Below are 14,152 nucleotides of genomic sequence, written 5' to 3'. Positions count from 1 at the left end.
TCCAGGAGGGAGCACAGATGGCGAATCGTGAAGTAGTGGTATTGAGCGCAGTCCGTTCCGCAGTCGGCGGATTCGGCGGCTCGCTGAAGGATCTCGAACCCGCTGAGCTGGGCGGTATGGTTGTCAAGGAAGCGATCGCCCGTGCCGGCGTCGACGGGAAGCAGATCAGCTTCGCCGCCGTCGGCAACTGCATCCCGACCGAATCGCGCTACCCCTACGTTGCCCGCGTGGCGACGATCCAGGGCGGCATGTCGATGGATTCCGTGGCCTTCGCCGTCAACCGTCTGTGCGGCTCCGCCCAACAGGCGATCGTCAACTCGGCCCAGGCCATCCTGCTCGGCGACGCCGATTTCGCGATCGGCGGCGGTGTCGAAGTGATGTCGCGTGGCGCCTACCTGCTGCCCGCGCTGCGCAACGGTGCCCGTATGGGTGACGCTAAGGCCATCGACGCAATGGTCGCGGTGCTGACCGACCCGTTCGGCGTCGGCCACATGGGCGTCACGGCTGAGAATCTCGCCTCCAAGTGGAGCATCAGCCGCGAAGAGCAGGACGCCTTCGCGCTCGAATCGCAAAACCGCGCTGCTGCAGCCATTGCTGCCGGCCATTTCAAGGACCAGATCGCCCCGATCACCCTCGAAACCCGCAAGGGCCCGGTCGTGTTCGACACGGACGAGCATCCGCGTGCGACCACGATGGAAGCGCTGGCGAAGATGAAGCCGGCGTTCAAGAAGGACGGTTCGGTCACCGCCGGCAACGCCTCGGGCATCAACGACGCGGCAGCGTTCCTGGTGCTGGCCGACGCCGCCAAGGCCGCAGCCGGTGGTCACAAGCCGATCGCCCGCCTGGTGTCGTACGCGATCGCCGGTGTGCCCAATGACCTGATGGGCGAAGGCCCGATCCCGGCCTCGAAGCTCGCGCTGCAGCGCGCCGGTCTGTCGCTCGACAAGATCGACGTGATCGAGTCGAACGAAGCCTTCGCCGCGCAGTCGATCGCCGTGTGCAAGGGTCTGGAGCTCGATCCGAAGAAGACCAACCCGAACGGCGGCGCGATCGCCCTGGGTCACCCGGTCGGTGCCACTGGCGGCGTGATCATCACCAAGCTGCTGCACGAGCTGATCCGCACCAACGGCCGTTACGGTATGGCCACGATGTGTATCGGCGGCGGCCAGGGCATCACGACGATCTGGGAACGCGTCTGATCCTTTGCGCGCACCCAATGGAAAAACCCGCTTCGGCGGGTTTTTTTTCGTCCCTTGCCGGCCGATGTCGTCGGGTGTCTTTGAGGGCTGCCGCTACCAGCCCTGTTGCGCCCGTTTCGCGGCGCGGATTTCCTCACGGATCAGCCGGAAATGCTCGAATCGGCGCGCATCGATCGCGCCACTCTCGACGGCGGCGCGCAGGGCGCAGCCCGGCTCTGCTTCGTGCATACAGTCGCGGAAGCGACATTTTCCGAGGTGATCGTGGAATTCGACGAAGCCCGCGAGCAACTCGTCGGGCTTCAGATGTGCAAGCCCGAAGGCTTGCAGGCCGGGACTGTCGATCAGCCAGCCGCCGTCGAGCCGATAGAGGCGGGCGAAGGTCGTCGTGTGTTTGCCGCTGTTCAACGCTTCCGAGATCTCGCGCGTCGCCGCCTGGGCTTCCGGGATCAGCGCATTCGTGAGCGTCGACTTGCCCATGCCGGACTGTCCGACGAAGATGCTCCGCTCCCCGGCCAAAAAGGGGCGCAATTCGCCGGCGCCTCCACGCGCACTGAGTTCGATCACGCGATAGCCCAGGCGCGAATAGGTTTCGAGCCGTCGGCGGGCGGCCGGTAGCAGGCCGGTGAGGTCCGCCTTGTTCAGGGCGATCAGCACCTTGATGTGCTGGCTCTCCGCTGCCGCAACGCAGCGCGAAATGAGCAGATCGGAAAAGTCCGGCTCGGTCGCCGTGACGATCACGATCTGGGTCAGGTTGGCCGCGATCAGCTTCTCGCGGAATGCGTCCGAGCGCCAGAGCAGGTTCTGGCGTTCGCAGAGTCGTGTAATGACCCCTTGGTCTTTGCCGTTCGCGACGATTTCCACTTCGTCGCCGCAGGCAAACACACTCTTCTTGCCGCGCGGGTAGCACTGCAGTCTTGCGGGCTGGTCCGATTTTGCCGCGATGCTGTCGCCGACGGCGACTTCGACTTCGTATTGGCGACCGAATGCGGCTGTGATGACCCCATTCAAGGTTACGTCACTTTTGTGGCCGGAATGGGGGCGAGTCACGGATGGATGGATTTCAATGGTTCTGCAGCAGACGTGCGAGGCGCAGCGCGGCGGGTGGGTGGGAGTCGAAGAACTGCGAATACAGCGGATCCGGGGTCAGCGTCGACGCGTTGTCGCGGTAGAGCTTGACGAGCGCGTGGGCGAGGTCGTCGGCGCGCGTCTGGCGTGCCGCATAGGCGTCGGCCTGGAATTCGTGTACGCGGGACCAGTGGCTCATCAGCGGTCCGACCGGGAAGGTGAAAAAGGGCAGCGCGATGGCAAAGAGTGCCAGCGCCGTCGCGGTATCGGCGGCGTCCGGAGCGACCCCGAGGCCGGCGAAGAACCAGGGCTGGGTCATCAGCCAGCCGAGCAGCCAGAGCATCGAAAGGCTCATTGCCGCGAGCGCGGCGAGCCGCTTCCAGATGTGCCGGTGGTGGAAATGCCCGAGCTCGTGGGCCAGCACCGCTTCCACTTCCTCCACGCTGAGCTTGTCGAGGAGGGTATCGAAGAACACGATCCGTTTCGCGGCGCCGAAGCCCGTGAAGTAGGCATTGCCGTGTGCGGAGCGGCGCGAGCCGTCCATCACGAAGAGTCCGCGGGAGCGGAAGCCGCAGCGCGCGAGCAGGTTCTCGACCCGGGTCTTCAGTGCTTCGTCGGCGAGCGGCGTGAACTTGTTGAAGAGCGGGGCGATGAAGGTCGGCCAGACGAACAGTGCGAGCAGATTGAAGCCCAGCCAGAAGAGCCACACCCAGAGCCACCAGTTCGCCCCCGTTGCGCGCATCAGCCACAGCACGGCGGCCAGCACGGGCAGCCCGATGATTGCGGCAAGGGCCGCTTCACGGGCTACATCTGCGGCGTATAGCGCAGCTGTCATGCGATTGAACCCGAAGCGCTTTTCGATGACGAACGTGCGGTAGAGCGAGAACGGCAGTTCGACCAGCCAGCTGAGTATCCCCAAGGCTGCCAGCAGCGCGACGCCATGAGCGAGGCTGCCGGCTTCCAACAGTTTGCCCAGGCCTTGATGGATCGCGAGGAGCAGGCCGCCGCAGGTTAGCGCGACGGCGAAGAGGGCTCCGGTAAGAACGTCGATCATCGCGAGCTGCATGCGGGCGCAAGTGTAATCCGCCGCCTTCCGGTGCGCGTCGGCGCTGATCGTCTCGGCAAACGGGGATGGGACGTGGTCGCGATGGGCTCGCACATGACGGAACTGGCGGACCATCAGGGTCAGCTTGACCAGGAGCGTCACGGCGACGGCGAAGAGGAAGAGAGTCGAGAAGGCTTGGGGGGACATCAGCGGGATCTGGGGGAGCGCGTCGGCATGGCCATCTGTGCCACAATCGCGCCTTTGCTTGAGCGGATCGAAGGATTATGGCACAGGATCAGAATCACCTCATCTGGCTGGACATGGAGATGACCGGGCTCGAGCCGGATCGCGACCGCATCATCGAAGTTGCGATCGTCATCACCGATTCGCAGCTCAACACGGTGGCCGAAGCGCAGGTGCTGGCCGTGCACCAGCCCGATGCCGTGCTCGACGGCATGGACGACTGGAACAAGAATACCCACGGCAAGTCGGGGTTGACCGAGCGCGTGCGGACCTCGATCCTCGGCGAGGCGGAGGTCGAGGCGCGGATGCTGGCATTCCTGCAAGAATACGTGCCTTCACGCACTTCGCCGATGTGTGGCAATTCGGTCTGCCAGGATCGGCGCTTCATGGCCCGCTACATGCCGCAGCTCGAGGCCTGGTTCCACTATCGCAACCTCGACGTCTCGACGCTGAAGGAGCTGGCCCGCCGTTGGCGACCCGAGGTCTACCAGGGGGTCAAGAAGGCGGGCAAGCATGAAGCGCTGTCCGACATCTACGAATCGATCAACGAACTGCGCCACTACCGGGACAATTTCCTGCGCCTGCAGGGCTGATCGATAGGCGCGCGGGCCGGTAGCGCCGGCCCGCGTCATTCAAGATGTGAAATGCCGGCGTCTCTTTCGCGTCGGTAGAGGCGGAAGGTCTCGAGTTGCTTGCCTCCGCCGCGCCTGAATTCCCAGATCTGCTGCCATTCGGCCGTCGGTCGGACGCCGTTGGAGGGGTGATCGTCGACGACCAGCAGGAAGCTGCAGGGTGTCGTATTGCCGGTCACTTTTTCGATCTCGATGTTCGCGAAGTAGTGCAACGAGGCCCGCTGACTCGGCGTCACGTTCAGACCGGCGACGCAGCTGGTGCGCTCGCCGGCCAGCGCGATCGCCAGCGAGTTGGCGAGCGGGCGGTAGCTGCGGTCGTGCTCGAACCAAGGCTTGAGCAGGGCAATCGTCAGGCACCACAGCATCGTCATGCCGATGGCCCAGTTTGCCGGGGCGCGATCGATCGAGCGGGGCAGCCGCCAGACGATGAGGATCCACAGCAGGGTAATCGCGCCGCCTGCGAGCGCAGTCACCGACGGATCGCGGAGCGTGAAATCGGGGGCGACCCGCGTCAGGTGGCGCGCGAGCCCGGGTGGCCAGGCAAACACCTGCGCACTCCAGGCAATCCACGCGAGGATCGCGAAGACGCCGAAGGTCATCACGGCGAACCAGTCGAACGCGTTCGCGGCACCTCTACGCAGACTCGGGATCCCGCCCGCCGCAAGCAACGCCAGCGGCGGAATCAGGGGGAGCAATGCCGTCGGGCTGACGTTGCCGTTCAGGACGATCCACAGCAGGACGAGTGCGAGTTCGCAGATCGGCAGGAGTGTGGGGATGCTCAGCAGCCGTCGACGCATGCGCCACAGCGACCACAGGGCAAGCGGCCACAGCGGCCAGGCAAACCAACTGAAAGCCTTGGTGAAGCGACCGATGTCGGCGGCGCCCAGCGGATCGGACAATAGATCCAGCCATTCATTGCGCCACCAGAGCTCGAGGAGTTCCTGAGTCTGATAATGAAGCAGCAGCGGCCACAGGGCCGAGGTGACGATGGCGATGCTCAGGCCAAGGATGAGACCGCCGCTCGCGCGAGGGTTGCGGCACTCCGGGCTCGCCGTCACGACGATGAGGAACAGCGGGATCGTCAGGATGACACCGGGTGCGCCGCCGGCGAGGAAGGCGAGCGTCGCGCCCGCGCCGGCCTGAAGGCTGCCCAGTGCCGGTCGGGCGGGGACGAGCGAAAGGCCTGCGAGCGTCATCGCCTGCATCGACATCAGTGCGATCATCGGCTGGGTTTCATGGGCGTGCAGCACGAGTCCCAAGGTGCCGAGCGTCAGCAGCGCGGCAGGAGTGCGGGTCTGGCGTCCATATAGCCGTGCCGCGGCCCGGGCGATCCAGAAGATCGCCAAGGCTGTGTAGAGCGTGGTGGCGAGGCGTGCGCCGTCGTGAAGCGGAAGGAAGGGCGAGGCCAGGCGTGCGAGAAGGGCGCCGGTCCAATAGTAGAGCGGGGGGAAGTCCGTTGACGGCTGCCCGCCGATCGACGGGAACAGCAGGTGCTCGCCCCGCAGCATCTCGAAGATGGGGCCGAAATAGCGTGCATCGTCGCCGCGCCAGGGATCGTGTCCGATCAGGCCGGTGAGTAGGTACAGGCCGATCAGCAGCGCGAGTCCGGCCGGTCCGAAAATGTGGCGTTGCAACGGCGAAGGGGTTCGGTTTTCACCAGTCATGTCATTTGCCCACGCGCAAGGGCAAGCAGGAGCGATCGTCAGGAGCGAATTCTAGCCGGCAAAGAGACTGCCGGGCGCCGTTGTTGCGTCGCGCAAACAGCCTCGCCGCCGTCAAAATCAGCGAGCTGGCGCGGCGAGAGCGCGGAACAACCGCAGGGAACAAAAAAGGCAGCCGAAGCTGCCTTTTTGCGATAGCAGTGCGCAGTCTTAGCTGGCGCGCTGGACGTTGCCGTACTTCTGGCGGAAGCGCTCGACACGGCCGGCGGTGTCGACGATCTTCTGCTTGCCAGTCCAGAAAGGATGGCACGAAGCGCACACTTCGACGTGCAGGGCGGGCTTGCCAAGCGTCGAGCGGGTCGTGAAGGTGTTGCCGCAGGAGCAGGTCACTTCCACTTCTTTGTAATTGGGATGGATATCCGCTTTCATGGTCATTCCTTTTACAAGCGGGCGGTGAATGTGGCCGCCCAGGGGTGAGAACATGCAATTATCGACTATGACCACCCGGAAGGCAAGTGCGGGCGCTGTCAATTACCCTTACAATCGACCCCTTTTGCCGGGAGTAGCTGTTGCGCCTGATTCTCGCGCCGATGGAGGGCTTGCTCGACGATGTCCTGCGGGACGTTCTGACGCGCGCGGCCGTCTACGATTGGGCGGTCAGCGAATTCATGCGCGTATCCGGCACGCTCTTGCCGCATCGGTTCTACAGCCGCCTGTGTCCCGAGTTGCTCACCGGCGGACGCACGGCGGCCGGCACTGCGGTGCGGCTCCAGCTCCTCGGCTCCGATCCGTCCTGCATCGCCGAAAACGCGGCGCATCTGCTGGCGCTGGCGCCCCCGGGCATCGATCTGAATTTCGGCTGTCCGGCGCCCACCGTGAATCGCCATCGCGGCGGCGCGGCGCTTCTGGATGAACCCGATCTGCTGCACGACATCGCAGCCGCCGTGCGCGCCGTCGTCCCGCGCTCCTTGCCGTTCACTGCCAAGATGCGGCTCGGCATTGCGGACAAGGGCAGGGCCGTCGAGTGCGCGCGGGCGCTCGCTGCCGGGGGCGTCGATGAGCTCATCGTCCATGCCAGGACCAAGTCCGAGGGGTATCGGCCGCCGGCTCATTGGGAATGGGTCGGCCTGGTCGCCGATGCGGTTTCAATCCCAGTCGTTGCGAACGGCGAGGTGTGGAGCGAGGCCGACTGGATGCGCTGCCGCGAGGTCAGCGGAGTCGCGGACGTGATGCTCGGACGCGGCGCGGTCGCCGACCCATTCCTCGCGACGCGGATTCGTCGTAAGGCAGAGGGGACGCCGTCCGGAGAACCCGATCGCGAAGCCGAGTGGGAAGCTCTGAAGCCCTTGCTTGCCTTGTTCTGGTGGCGCGTGCAGCGCAAGCTCGCACCGCGGTTTGCGCCGGGTCGCCTGAAACAGTGGCTCAACCTCTTGCGGCGGAACCATCCGGGCGCCGAAGGCCTCTTTCAGGAGATCCGCGCACTGCCCCGGGTCGGAGAGATCGATGCGGCCCTCGGAAGATATGGCATACCGGTGGAGGCGGTCGCACTGGCCGCATAGGCTTGCTGCGAGGGAGCCAAACTGAAGATTGGACAATGAGCTACGCAAATTCACGTATTCCCGCAAGCGCCCAGGGCGGCGTCCACGAGCAGCTCGAGCGACGGGTACTGCGACATCTCGCGGAGCCGTTCCTCAAGCCCTACGCCGACTACAACCGCGACGCCTTCGCGGCGAGCCTCGCCGGGTGGGACCGCGTCGCGCCGCTGATCCTGGACGCCGGCTGCGGCGTCGGACACAGCACCATCCAGCTCGCACGGGCGTATCCGGACCACTGGGTGATCGGCGTCGATCAGTCGGAGGATCGTCTGACCCGTCGCAAGCCCTATCCGGAGGCACTGATGCCGCGCAATCTCGTATTCGTGCGCGCCGATCTCGTCGATTACTGGCGCCTCGCACACGAGGCCGGACTGCGACTGGCAAGGCATTATGTCCTGTATCCGAACCCCTGGCCGAAGATCGGGCATGTGGCGCGACGCTGGCACGGGCACCCGGTTTTCCCATTCATTCCGAAGCTGGGCGGGGTGCTGGAGTGCCGCAGCAACTGGTCGGTGTATGCCGAGGAGTTCGCGTTCGCGCTGAGGCTGGTGACCGGCCGCGAGATCGCCGTCGAAACCTTCGAGGCGCCCGTGCCGCTGACGCCGTTCGAGCGCAAGTATCGCGATTCCGGCCAGACGCTCTATCGTGTGGTGTGCGATCTCGAAGACGGCGCTTGCACCGGCGCGCCGGTTGGCGCACGCTGATATTGGCATGATGAAAGAAGACGAGAAGACTATGACGACCGAAGATTCCGGGATGAACGACGAGACCAATCCTCATATCCTCGATGACGAGGATTTCGAGGCGCTGGAGGAGCTGCTGACTTCGGACGTGGTGCCCGAGGACTGCATGAACCTGGAAATGCTCGACGGCTTTCTGGCCGCCGTGCTGAGTTCGCCAGACCGCATCGAGCCGGAGGATTGGCTGCCGTGCGTGTGGTCGGCTCACGGGGATGAAGTGTCCTTCGGTTCCGGCAGCCAGATGCAGCGCGCGATTCGCCTTGTGCGGCGCTATTACAACGAACTGGCGACGACGATCGGCGAACCCGAAGGCTGGGAGCCGTTCTGCTACGCGTCGAGCGAGGGCGATTCGCCGGCGATCGGCGAGGAGTGGATCGACGGCTTCGCGCAGGGGCTGGAACTGTGGGCGGCGGACTGGGAGGCCGGCATCCCCGAGGTGACGGTGCAGAAGGTGCGCGCCGATCTGGACGCGCTGATCGCGCCCTGGATGGACGAGGCCGCGGCGCAAGCCAACGAGGAGCAGCGGCTCGCGTGGTTGCAGTCTGCGGTCGATGGAATCAGTGGAATCATCGCGCAGTGGCGCGAGGTCGGTCGAGGCGAGATCGAGCTCCTGTCGATCGACGAACCCGCGCGGCCGGCGGCCGCGGCAGTCGGTCGCAACGACCCCTGTCCGTGCGGAAGCGGGAAGAAGTACAAGAAGTGTTGCGGGGCGGCGCTGTGAATCTGTGCTTGTCGGCAGCTCGCACGGGACGGTCGCGGGGGCCCCGGTGAGCGGCGACAACTGCGTCCGTTGCGGCGCGTGCTGTGCGGCATTTCGCGTGGATTTCCATCGTTCGGAACTCGCGAGCGCGATGCCGGGAGGCGTGCCGGATGCGATGACGGTTCCGGTGATACGCCGTCTGGTGCGCATGCGTGGCACCGACACCGCATCGCCCCGCTGCATCGCTCTCGACGGCGAGATCGGCGTCGAGGTCCGTTGCACGATTTACGACAGCAGGCCGTCGCCGTGCCGCGATTTTGCCCCCTACGCGCCGATCGGCATCGGCGAAGACGCCTGCGATCGAGCGCGGGCGCGGCACGGGCTGAAGCCTTTGTGACGTGCTGAAAGATGAGTGACCCGAATCCCTGCCTGGGATGCGGCATGTGCTGCGTCCATTTCCGGATCTCGTTCTATTGGGCCGAAGCGGACGATGCCCCCGGCGGATTCGTGCCTGTCCATCTGACCGAGAAGCTCAATCACCATTTGCGCTGCATGAAGGGCTCGAACGAGGTGCCGCGTCGATGCACGGCGTTGGCGGGCGAGCCCGGCGGACAGGTGCACTGCACGATCTATGAGAAGCGTCCGACGCCGTGCCGTGAATTCCCGGCCTTCCTCGAAGACGGTGCGCCGAATCCGAAGTGCAACGAGTTGCGCGCGCAGATCGGCCTGCCGCCGCTCGAGCCGCTGTCGCCTACAGCCTGAACCGTGTCAGGCCTGGGCAACGGCCGTCAGCAGGCTGAGCGGGCCGATGTCGCGCACGGTGTCGATCTGTTCGGGGTGCCGTACGAACAGCGAACCGGCAAAGCCGAGCGCATTGACTGAAATTTCGTGGTGGCGTTCGCAGCTGCGCGGAATCACCACCATCCAGTCGAGTGTGGCGAGAAAGTTATAGGGTGGCATGGGATCGGCCGCGCTGTCGATGCCGAGTGCGCGGCAGCCGGCTTCGAACGCCGACAGCATTGCGGCGCCGCCGAAGTGCGGCCGGATGCGCACGAAGCACTGACGCCACGGCAGGGCCGGATGGACGATCGGGCCGGTTCCCGTCGGCAGTGCGCGGGTAAACGGATCCAGCTTTGTGCCTTCACCGCTTCCCGGAATCCATTGCAGGTGCTTGTGCCGCTGACTTGCGCCGGCGTCCGGCCCGCCATTGTAGAAGCCGAGGCCGCCGTGCTTGCGCATCACTATCGCCAGCGCATCGAAATCGGCAAGGGTCAGCGGCGCGCATTGTTCTTCGAAGGCGCGCGTCACGATCAGCAAGTGGCGCTCGATCACCGGAAACTTGTTCAGTACGGCGAGGTGGCGCTCTCCGAGCGGGCCGACGGTGAGCTGCGGATCGGGCGGGAGAAAGGGATTGAAAGTCGGGTCGCGTCGGACCGCTTCGTTTACGCGGGCGGCGTCCTTCAGTGCGAGCGTGGAGACCCAGCGTACGGTGAAGTCGAAGCCGGCATCCCGGACATGCGTTTGCTCGGTGCGAATCGGCTGCAGCGCCCCGGAGTCGGTCGCGCGGCGAAGTGTATCGTCGATGCGATGCAGCAGATCGTCAGTCATGTCCGGGGCGGGCGATAATGAAAGAAGGGATGGCGGCCAGTGTAGGCTGACATCATTTGATCGATCAAATGCCGTCGCGCGGTGTCGCGGCGGTTGCGGGAGCAAGTAATGGCGGTTTCCTTTGCCGTGCGCGGCGAATACATCCAGCTGGACCAGTTGCTGAAGGCGGTCGGTCTCGTGGGTACGGGGGGGCAGGCGCACGCCGCCGTGGAGGCGGGGGAGGTTCGCGTCGACGGCAAGGTGGAGTCGCGCAAGCGGGCGAAGCTGCGGCCGGGTGCGCGCGTCAGTTTTGCCGGTGAGGAGATCGTGCTGGTCCCGGACGCGTAGCGGCGGCCGTACGTCGCCGGTTTGCGCGAATCAGTCGCCGATGTCTCCGTCGACATAGAGCCACTGTCCGTTTTCACGGCGGAAGCGGCTCGTTTCGTGCAGGCGCTGGGCTCGCCCGCCGACGCGGTAGCGGGCGACGAATTCGACGATCGCGGAGTTCTCGCCGGTCTGGACATGCTGGCGGACCTGAAGTCCGATCCATTTCGGCAGCGGCTCGGCGTTGAGATCGAGGGAGCCTGGGCGTGTGCTGGGATGCCAGCTCCTGAGCAAGTACCCCTCGTCGCCAAGCGTGAACGCCGTGTAGCGGCTGCGCATCAGGGTCTCGGCATTCGTCGCGGACAATTCTCCGGCAAGTACCGGGGCGCAGCAGTCGGCGAAGCATTTGCCGGATTGGCAGGGGCAGAGGGAGGTGGCCATGATGTTCCTTCGATGGGTTTCCGCCTGTCGTTTGGCGCTAGCAGGTACATGGTGCCGTCAACCGCGGTCGGGAATCAATTCGCATCCTGCGAAGGCTTGGCGCCTTTCCCCTCATTTGCTGCGAAAATCATCGATTCGGCCGGCGTTTGCGGACACGCCGGATAGCGTTTCGGGGAGTAGAATTCACGCTCGCAGGAACGCTCGGTGCTGCATTGCACCGCAAGTCTTATAAAAGACATATAATTCGAACGCGCGTCCGGTCATCGCCGACCGGACGCCTCGTCCACCCTCACGATACAGGAAGGAATTCGCCGTGCTTGAAGCCTACCGTGCCCATGTCGCCGAGCGCGCCGCCCTCGGCATCCCGCCGCTGCCGCTGTCGAAGCAGCAGACCCAGGACCTGGTTGCCTTGCTGAAGAATCCCCCCGCTGGCGAGGAAGCCTTCCTCGTTGAACTGATCACCTACCGCGTCCCGGCCGGCGTTGACGATGCCGCCAAGGTCAAGGCCGAGTTCCTGGCGAAAGTCGCCAAGGGTGAAGAAGCCTGTGTGCTGATTTCGCGCGCAAAGGCCACCGAGCTGCTCGGCACGATGCTGGGCGGCTACAACGTCAAGCCGCTGATCGACCTGCTGGCCGATGCCGAAGTCGGCGCCGTCGCCGCCGAAGGCCTGAAGAAGACCCTGCTGGTGTTCGACTACTTCCATGACGTCGCCGAACTCGCGAAGGGCGGTAATGCGAACGCCAAGGCCGTCATGCAGAGCTGGGCCGATGCCGAGTGGTTCACCTCGCGTCCGGAAGTCCCCGCCTCGCAAAAGCTGACCGTGTTCAAGGTCACGGGTGAGACCAACACCGACGACCTGTCGCCGGCTCCGGACGCCTGGTCGCGTCCCGACATCCCGCTGCATGCGCTGGCGATGCTGAAGAACCCGCGTCCGGGCATCGAAGCCGACAAGGCTGGCGAGCGTGGCCCGATCAAGCAACTCGAAGCGCTGGCCAAGAAGGGCAACCTGATCGCCTACGTCGGTGACGTCGTCGGCACGGGCTCCTCGCGCAAGTCCGCGACCAACTCGGTGCTGTGGTTCACCGGCGAAGACATCCCCTTCGTGCCGAACAAGCGCTTCGGTGGCGTGTGCATCGGCTCGAAGATCGCCCCGATCTTCTTCAACACCATGGAAGACGCTGGCGCGCTGCCGATCGAAATCGACGCCGGCCAGATGGACATGGGCGACGAGATCGAGCTGAAGGTCGATGGCGCCACCGGCAAGGTTACCGCGCTGAAGAACGGTGCCGTGATCGCCGAGTCGCAGCTGAAGACCTTGGTCATCCTCGACGAAGTGCGCGCCGGCGGCCGCATTCCGTTGATCATCGGCCGTGGCTTGACCACCAAGGCGCGTGAATTCCTCGGCCTGCCGGCCAGCACGCTGTTCCGCCTGCCGCAGAACCCGGCCGACTCCGGCAAGGGCTACTCGCTCGCGCAGAAGATGGTCGGCCGTGCCTGCGGTCTGCCGGAAGGCAAGGGCATCCTGCCGGGCACCTACTGCGAACCGAAGATGACCACCGTCGGCTCGCAGGACACCACCGGCCCGATGACGCGCGACGAGCTGAAGGATCTGGCCTGCCTCGGCTTCTCGGCCGACATGGTGATGCAGTCCTTCTGCCACACCGCTGCCTATCCGAAGCTGGTCGACGTTCGCATGCACCGCGAGCTGCCGTCCTTCATCTCGACCCGCGGCGGCGTTGCGCTGCGTCCGGGCGACGGTGTGATCCACTCGTGGCTGAACCGTCTGCTGCTGCCGGATACCGTCGGCACCGGCGGCGACTCGCACACCCGCTTCCCGATCGGCATCTCCTTCCCGGCCGGCTCTGGCCTCGTGGCCTTCGCCGCGGCGACCGGCGTGATGCCGCTCGACATGCCGGAATCGGTGCTGGTCCGTTTCAAGGGCAAGCTGCAGAACGGCGTCACGCTGCGTGACCTGGTCAACGCGATCCCCTACTACGCGATCAAGCAGGGCCTGTTGACCGTCGAGAAGAAGGGCAAGAAGAACGTCTTCTCGGGCCGCATCCTCGAAATCGAAGGTCTGCCGGACCTGAAGGTCGAACAGGCCTTTGAACTGTCCGACGCCGCTGCCGAGCGTTCCGCTGCCGCCTGCGCGATCCAGCTGAACAAGGAACCGATCATCGAGTACATGCGTTCGAACATCACGCTGATGAAGTGGATGATCGCGAACGGCTACTCGGACGCCCGCACGCTGGGCCGCCGCATCAAGGCGATGGAAGCCTGGATCGCCAAGCCGGAACTGCTGAAGGCCGACGCCGACGCCCAATACGCCGCCGTGATCGAGATCGATCTGGCCGACGTCAAGGAACCGATCGTCGCATGCCCGAACGACCCGGACGACGTCAAGCTGCTGTCCGAAGTTGCCGGCGACAAGATCGACGAAGTCTTCATCGGCTCGTGCATGACCAACATCGGCCACTTCCGCGCGGCCGGCAAGGTGCTCGATGGCAAGTCGGACATCCCGACCCGCCTGTGGATCGCCCCGCCGACCAAGATGGACGCGATGATCCTCAACGAGGAAGGCTACTACTCGGTGCTCGGCAAGTCCGGCGCCCGGATGGAAATGCCGGGCTGCTCGTTGTGCATGGGTAACCAGGCGCAGATCCGCAAGGGCTCGACCGCAATGTCGACCTCGACGCGTAACTTCCCGAACCGCCTCGGTATCGACACCCGCGTATATCTCGGCTCGGCGGAACTCGCCGCCGTGTGCGCGCTGATGGGCAAGATTCCGACGGTCGGCGAGTACATGGAGCAGGTCCAGGCCGTCAATGCCAAGGCTGCGGAGGTCTATCGCTACATGAACTTCGACCAGATCGCCGAGTTCAGCGAGGTGGCCGCGACCGTCACGGTCTAAGTCCCAAGC

Annotated in this window: 15 protein-coding genes; 9 read left to right on the top strand and 6 right to left on the bottom strand. The window is 65.0% G+C overall.

Annotation, left to right across the window (positions count from 1 at the left end; translation table 11 throughout):
* The first annotated feature begins 17 nt into the window (after positions 1-17).
* On the top strand, positions 18-1,199 hold the full coding sequence (locus AZKH_RS14760; protein WP_015436588.1) for an acetyl-CoA C-acyltransferase family protein: 1,182 nt from the start codon (positions 18-20) through the stop codon (positions 1,197-1,199).
* Positions 1,200-1,292: 93 nt separating this feature from the next.
* Here the strand turns inward: AZKH_RS14760 and rsgA are convergent, their stop codons facing one another.
* Together rsgA and AZKH_RS14750 are read right to left on the bottom strand one after the other, a co-directional pair.
* Positions 1,293-2,207 (bottom strand): ribosome small subunit-dependent GTPase A, encoded by a 915-nt coding sequence (gene rsgA / locus AZKH_RS14755; protein WP_015436587.1) that lies wholly within the window; start codon positions 2,205-2,207, stop codon positions 1,293-1,295.
* 52 nt (positions 2,208-2,259) lie between these two features.
* Positions 2,260-3,516, bottom strand: a complete 1,257-nt coding sequence (locus AZKH_RS14750) for a M48 family metallopeptidase (RefSeq protein WP_015436586.1) — start codon at positions 3,514-3,516, stop codon at positions 2,260-2,262.
* 77 nt (positions 3,517-3,593) lie between these two features.
* On the opposite strand from AZKH_RS14750, the gene orn reads away from it, so the two are divergent.
* Positions 3,594-4,145, top strand: a complete 552-nt coding sequence (orn, locus tag AZKH_RS14745; protein ID WP_015436585.1) for an oligoribonuclease — start codon at positions 3,594-3,596, stop codon at positions 4,143-4,145.
* Between the two features lie 35 nt (positions 4,146-4,180).
* Here orn and AZKH_RS14740 read toward each other — a convergent pair whose 3' ends face one another.
* Both AZKH_RS14740 and rpmE read right to left on the bottom strand, forming a co-directional pair.
* A complete protein-coding gene (locus AZKH_RS14740) occupies positions 4,181-5,848 on the bottom strand; it encodes a glycosyltransferase family 39 protein (RefSeq protein WP_041656221.1) in 1,668 nt (555 codons plus the stop codon).
* Between the two features lie 207 nt (positions 5,849-6,055).
* Positions 6,056-6,274: a 50S ribosomal protein L31 gene (gene rpmE / locus AZKH_RS14735; protein ID WP_015436583.1), complete on the bottom strand. Its 219-nt coding sequence runs from the start codon at positions 6,272-6,274 to the stop codon at positions 6,056-6,058.
* A 140-nt stretch (positions 6,275-6,414) separates the two neighbouring features.
* Here rpmE and AZKH_RS14730 point away from each other — a divergent pair, with 140 nt between their 5' ends.
* The 5 genes from AZKH_RS14730 to AZKH_RS14710 are packed head-to-tail and all read left to right on the top strand — an operon-like array spanning position 6,415 to position 9,642.
* Entirely contained in the window at positions 6,415-7,404 is a 990-nt protein-coding gene (locus AZKH_RS14730; RefSeq protein ID WP_015436582.1) for a tRNA-dihydrouridine synthase, read from the top strand.
* Positions 7,405-7,439: 35 nt separating this feature from the next.
* On the top strand, positions 7,440-8,144 hold the full coding sequence (locus AZKH_RS14725) for a tRNA (guanosine(46)-N(7))-methyltransferase TrmB (protein WP_015436581.1): 705 nt from the start codon (positions 7,440-7,442) through the stop codon (positions 8,142-8,144).
* Positions 8,145-8,175: 31 nt separating this feature from the next.
* Positions 8,176-8,901: a UPF0149 family protein gene (locus AZKH_RS14720; protein WP_041657376.1), complete on the top strand. Its 726-nt coding sequence runs from the start codon at positions 8,176-8,178 to the stop codon at positions 8,899-8,901.
* 4 nt (positions 8,902-8,905) lie between these two features.
* Positions 8,906-9,277, top strand: coding sequence for a YkgJ family cysteine cluster protein (locus tag AZKH_RS14715; protein ID WP_255345476.1), 372 nt, complete (start codon positions 8,906-8,908; stop codon positions 9,275-9,277).
* An 11-nt stretch (positions 9,278-9,288) separates the two neighbouring features.
* On the top strand, positions 9,289-9,642 hold the full coding sequence (locus AZKH_RS14710; protein ID WP_015436578.1) for a YkgJ family cysteine cluster protein: 354 nt from the start codon (positions 9,289-9,291) through the stop codon (positions 9,640-9,642).
* A gap of 6 nt (positions 9,643-9,648) precedes the next feature.
* Here the strand turns inward: AZKH_RS14710 and AZKH_RS14705 are convergent, their stop codons facing one another.
* The gene (locus AZKH_RS14705) at positions 9,649-10,488 is read right to left on the bottom strand and encodes a DUF4922 domain-containing protein (protein ID WP_015436577.1); all 840 of its coding nucleotides are present in this window, start codon (positions 10,486-10,488) and stop codon (positions 9,649-9,651) included.
* A gap of 108 nt (positions 10,489-10,596) precedes the next feature.
* Between AZKH_RS14705 and AZKH_RS14700 the strand changes: the two genes are divergently transcribed.
* A complete protein-coding gene (locus AZKH_RS14700) occupies positions 10,597-10,815 on the top strand; it encodes an RNA-binding S4 domain-containing protein (protein ID WP_015436576.1) in 219 nt (72 codons plus the stop codon).
* A 30-nt stretch (positions 10,816-10,845) separates the two neighbouring features.
* Here the strand turns inward: AZKH_RS14700 and AZKH_RS14695 are convergent, their stop codons facing one another.
* Complete coding sequence (locus tag AZKH_RS14695; protein WP_015436575.1) at positions 10,846-11,232, bottom strand: YchJ family protein; 387 nt, start codon at positions 11,230-11,232, stop codon at positions 10,846-10,848.
* Positions 11,233-11,545: 313 nt separating this feature from the next.
* Here AZKH_RS14695 and acnB point away from each other — a divergent pair, with 313 nt between their 5' ends.
* Positions 11,546-14,143, top strand: a complete 2,598-nt coding sequence (gene acnB / locus AZKH_RS14690; RefSeq protein ID WP_015436574.1) for a bifunctional aconitate hydratase 2/2-methylisocitrate dehydratase — start codon at positions 11,546-11,548, stop codon at positions 14,141-14,143.
* Positions 14,144-14,152: the final 9 nt, after the last annotated feature.

It is taken from the genome of Azoarcus sp. KH32C, assembly GCF_000349945.1.
Taxonomy (GTDB): domain Bacteria; phylum Pseudomonadota; class Gammaproteobacteria; order Burkholderiales; family Rhodocyclaceae; genus Aromatoleum.
The sequence above is the reverse complement of the archived record's forward strand: the minus strand, read 5'-3'. Positions and strand labels throughout refer to the sequence as shown.

Excerpts from the sequence above, each read along its gene's own strand:
- AZKH_RS14740 (WP_041656221.1), bottom strand. The coding sequence starts at position 5,848 with ATGACTGGTGAAAACCGAACCCCTTCGCCGTTGCAACGCCACATTTTC.
- AZKH_RS14695 (WP_015436575.1), bottom strand. The coding sequence starts at position 11,232 with ATGGCCACCTCCCTCTGCCCCTGCCAATCCGGCAAATGCTTCGCCGAC.
- AZKH_RS14750 (WP_015436586.1), bottom strand. The coding sequence starts at position 3,516 with ATGTCCCCCCAAGCCTTCTCGACTCTCTTCCTCTTCGCCGTCGCCGTG.
- AZKH_RS14725 (WP_015436581.1), top strand. The coding sequence starts at position 7,440 with ATGAGCTACGCAAATTCACGTATTCCCGCAAGCGCCCAGGGCGGCGTC.
- AZKH_RS14705 (WP_015436577.1), bottom strand. The coding sequence starts at position 10,488 with ATGACTGACGATCTGCTGCATCGCATCGACGATACACTTCGCCGCGCG.
- AZKH_RS14710 (WP_015436578.1), top strand. The coding sequence starts at position 9,289 with ATGAGTGACCCGAATCCCTGCCTGGGATGCGGCATGTGCTGCGTCCAT.
- AZKH_RS14720 (WP_041657376.1), top strand. The coding sequence starts at position 8,176 with ATGACGACCGAAGATTCCGGGATGAACGACGAGACCAATCCTCATATC.
- rpmE (WP_015436583.1), bottom strand. The coding sequence starts at position 6,274 with ATGAAAGCGGATATCCATCCCAATTACAAAGAAGTGGAAGTGACCTGC.
- orn (WP_015436585.1), top strand. The coding sequence starts at position 3,594 with ATGGCACAGGATCAGAATCACCTCATCTGGCTGGACATGGAGATGACC.
- AZKH_RS14700 (WP_015436576.1), top strand. The coding sequence starts at position 10,597 with ATGGCGGTTTCCTTTGCCGTGCGCGGCGAATACATCCAGCTGGACCAG.
- AZKH_RS14760 (WP_015436588.1), top strand. The coding sequence starts at position 18 with ATGGCGAATCGTGAAGTAGTGGTATTGAGCGCAGTCCGTTCCGCAGTC.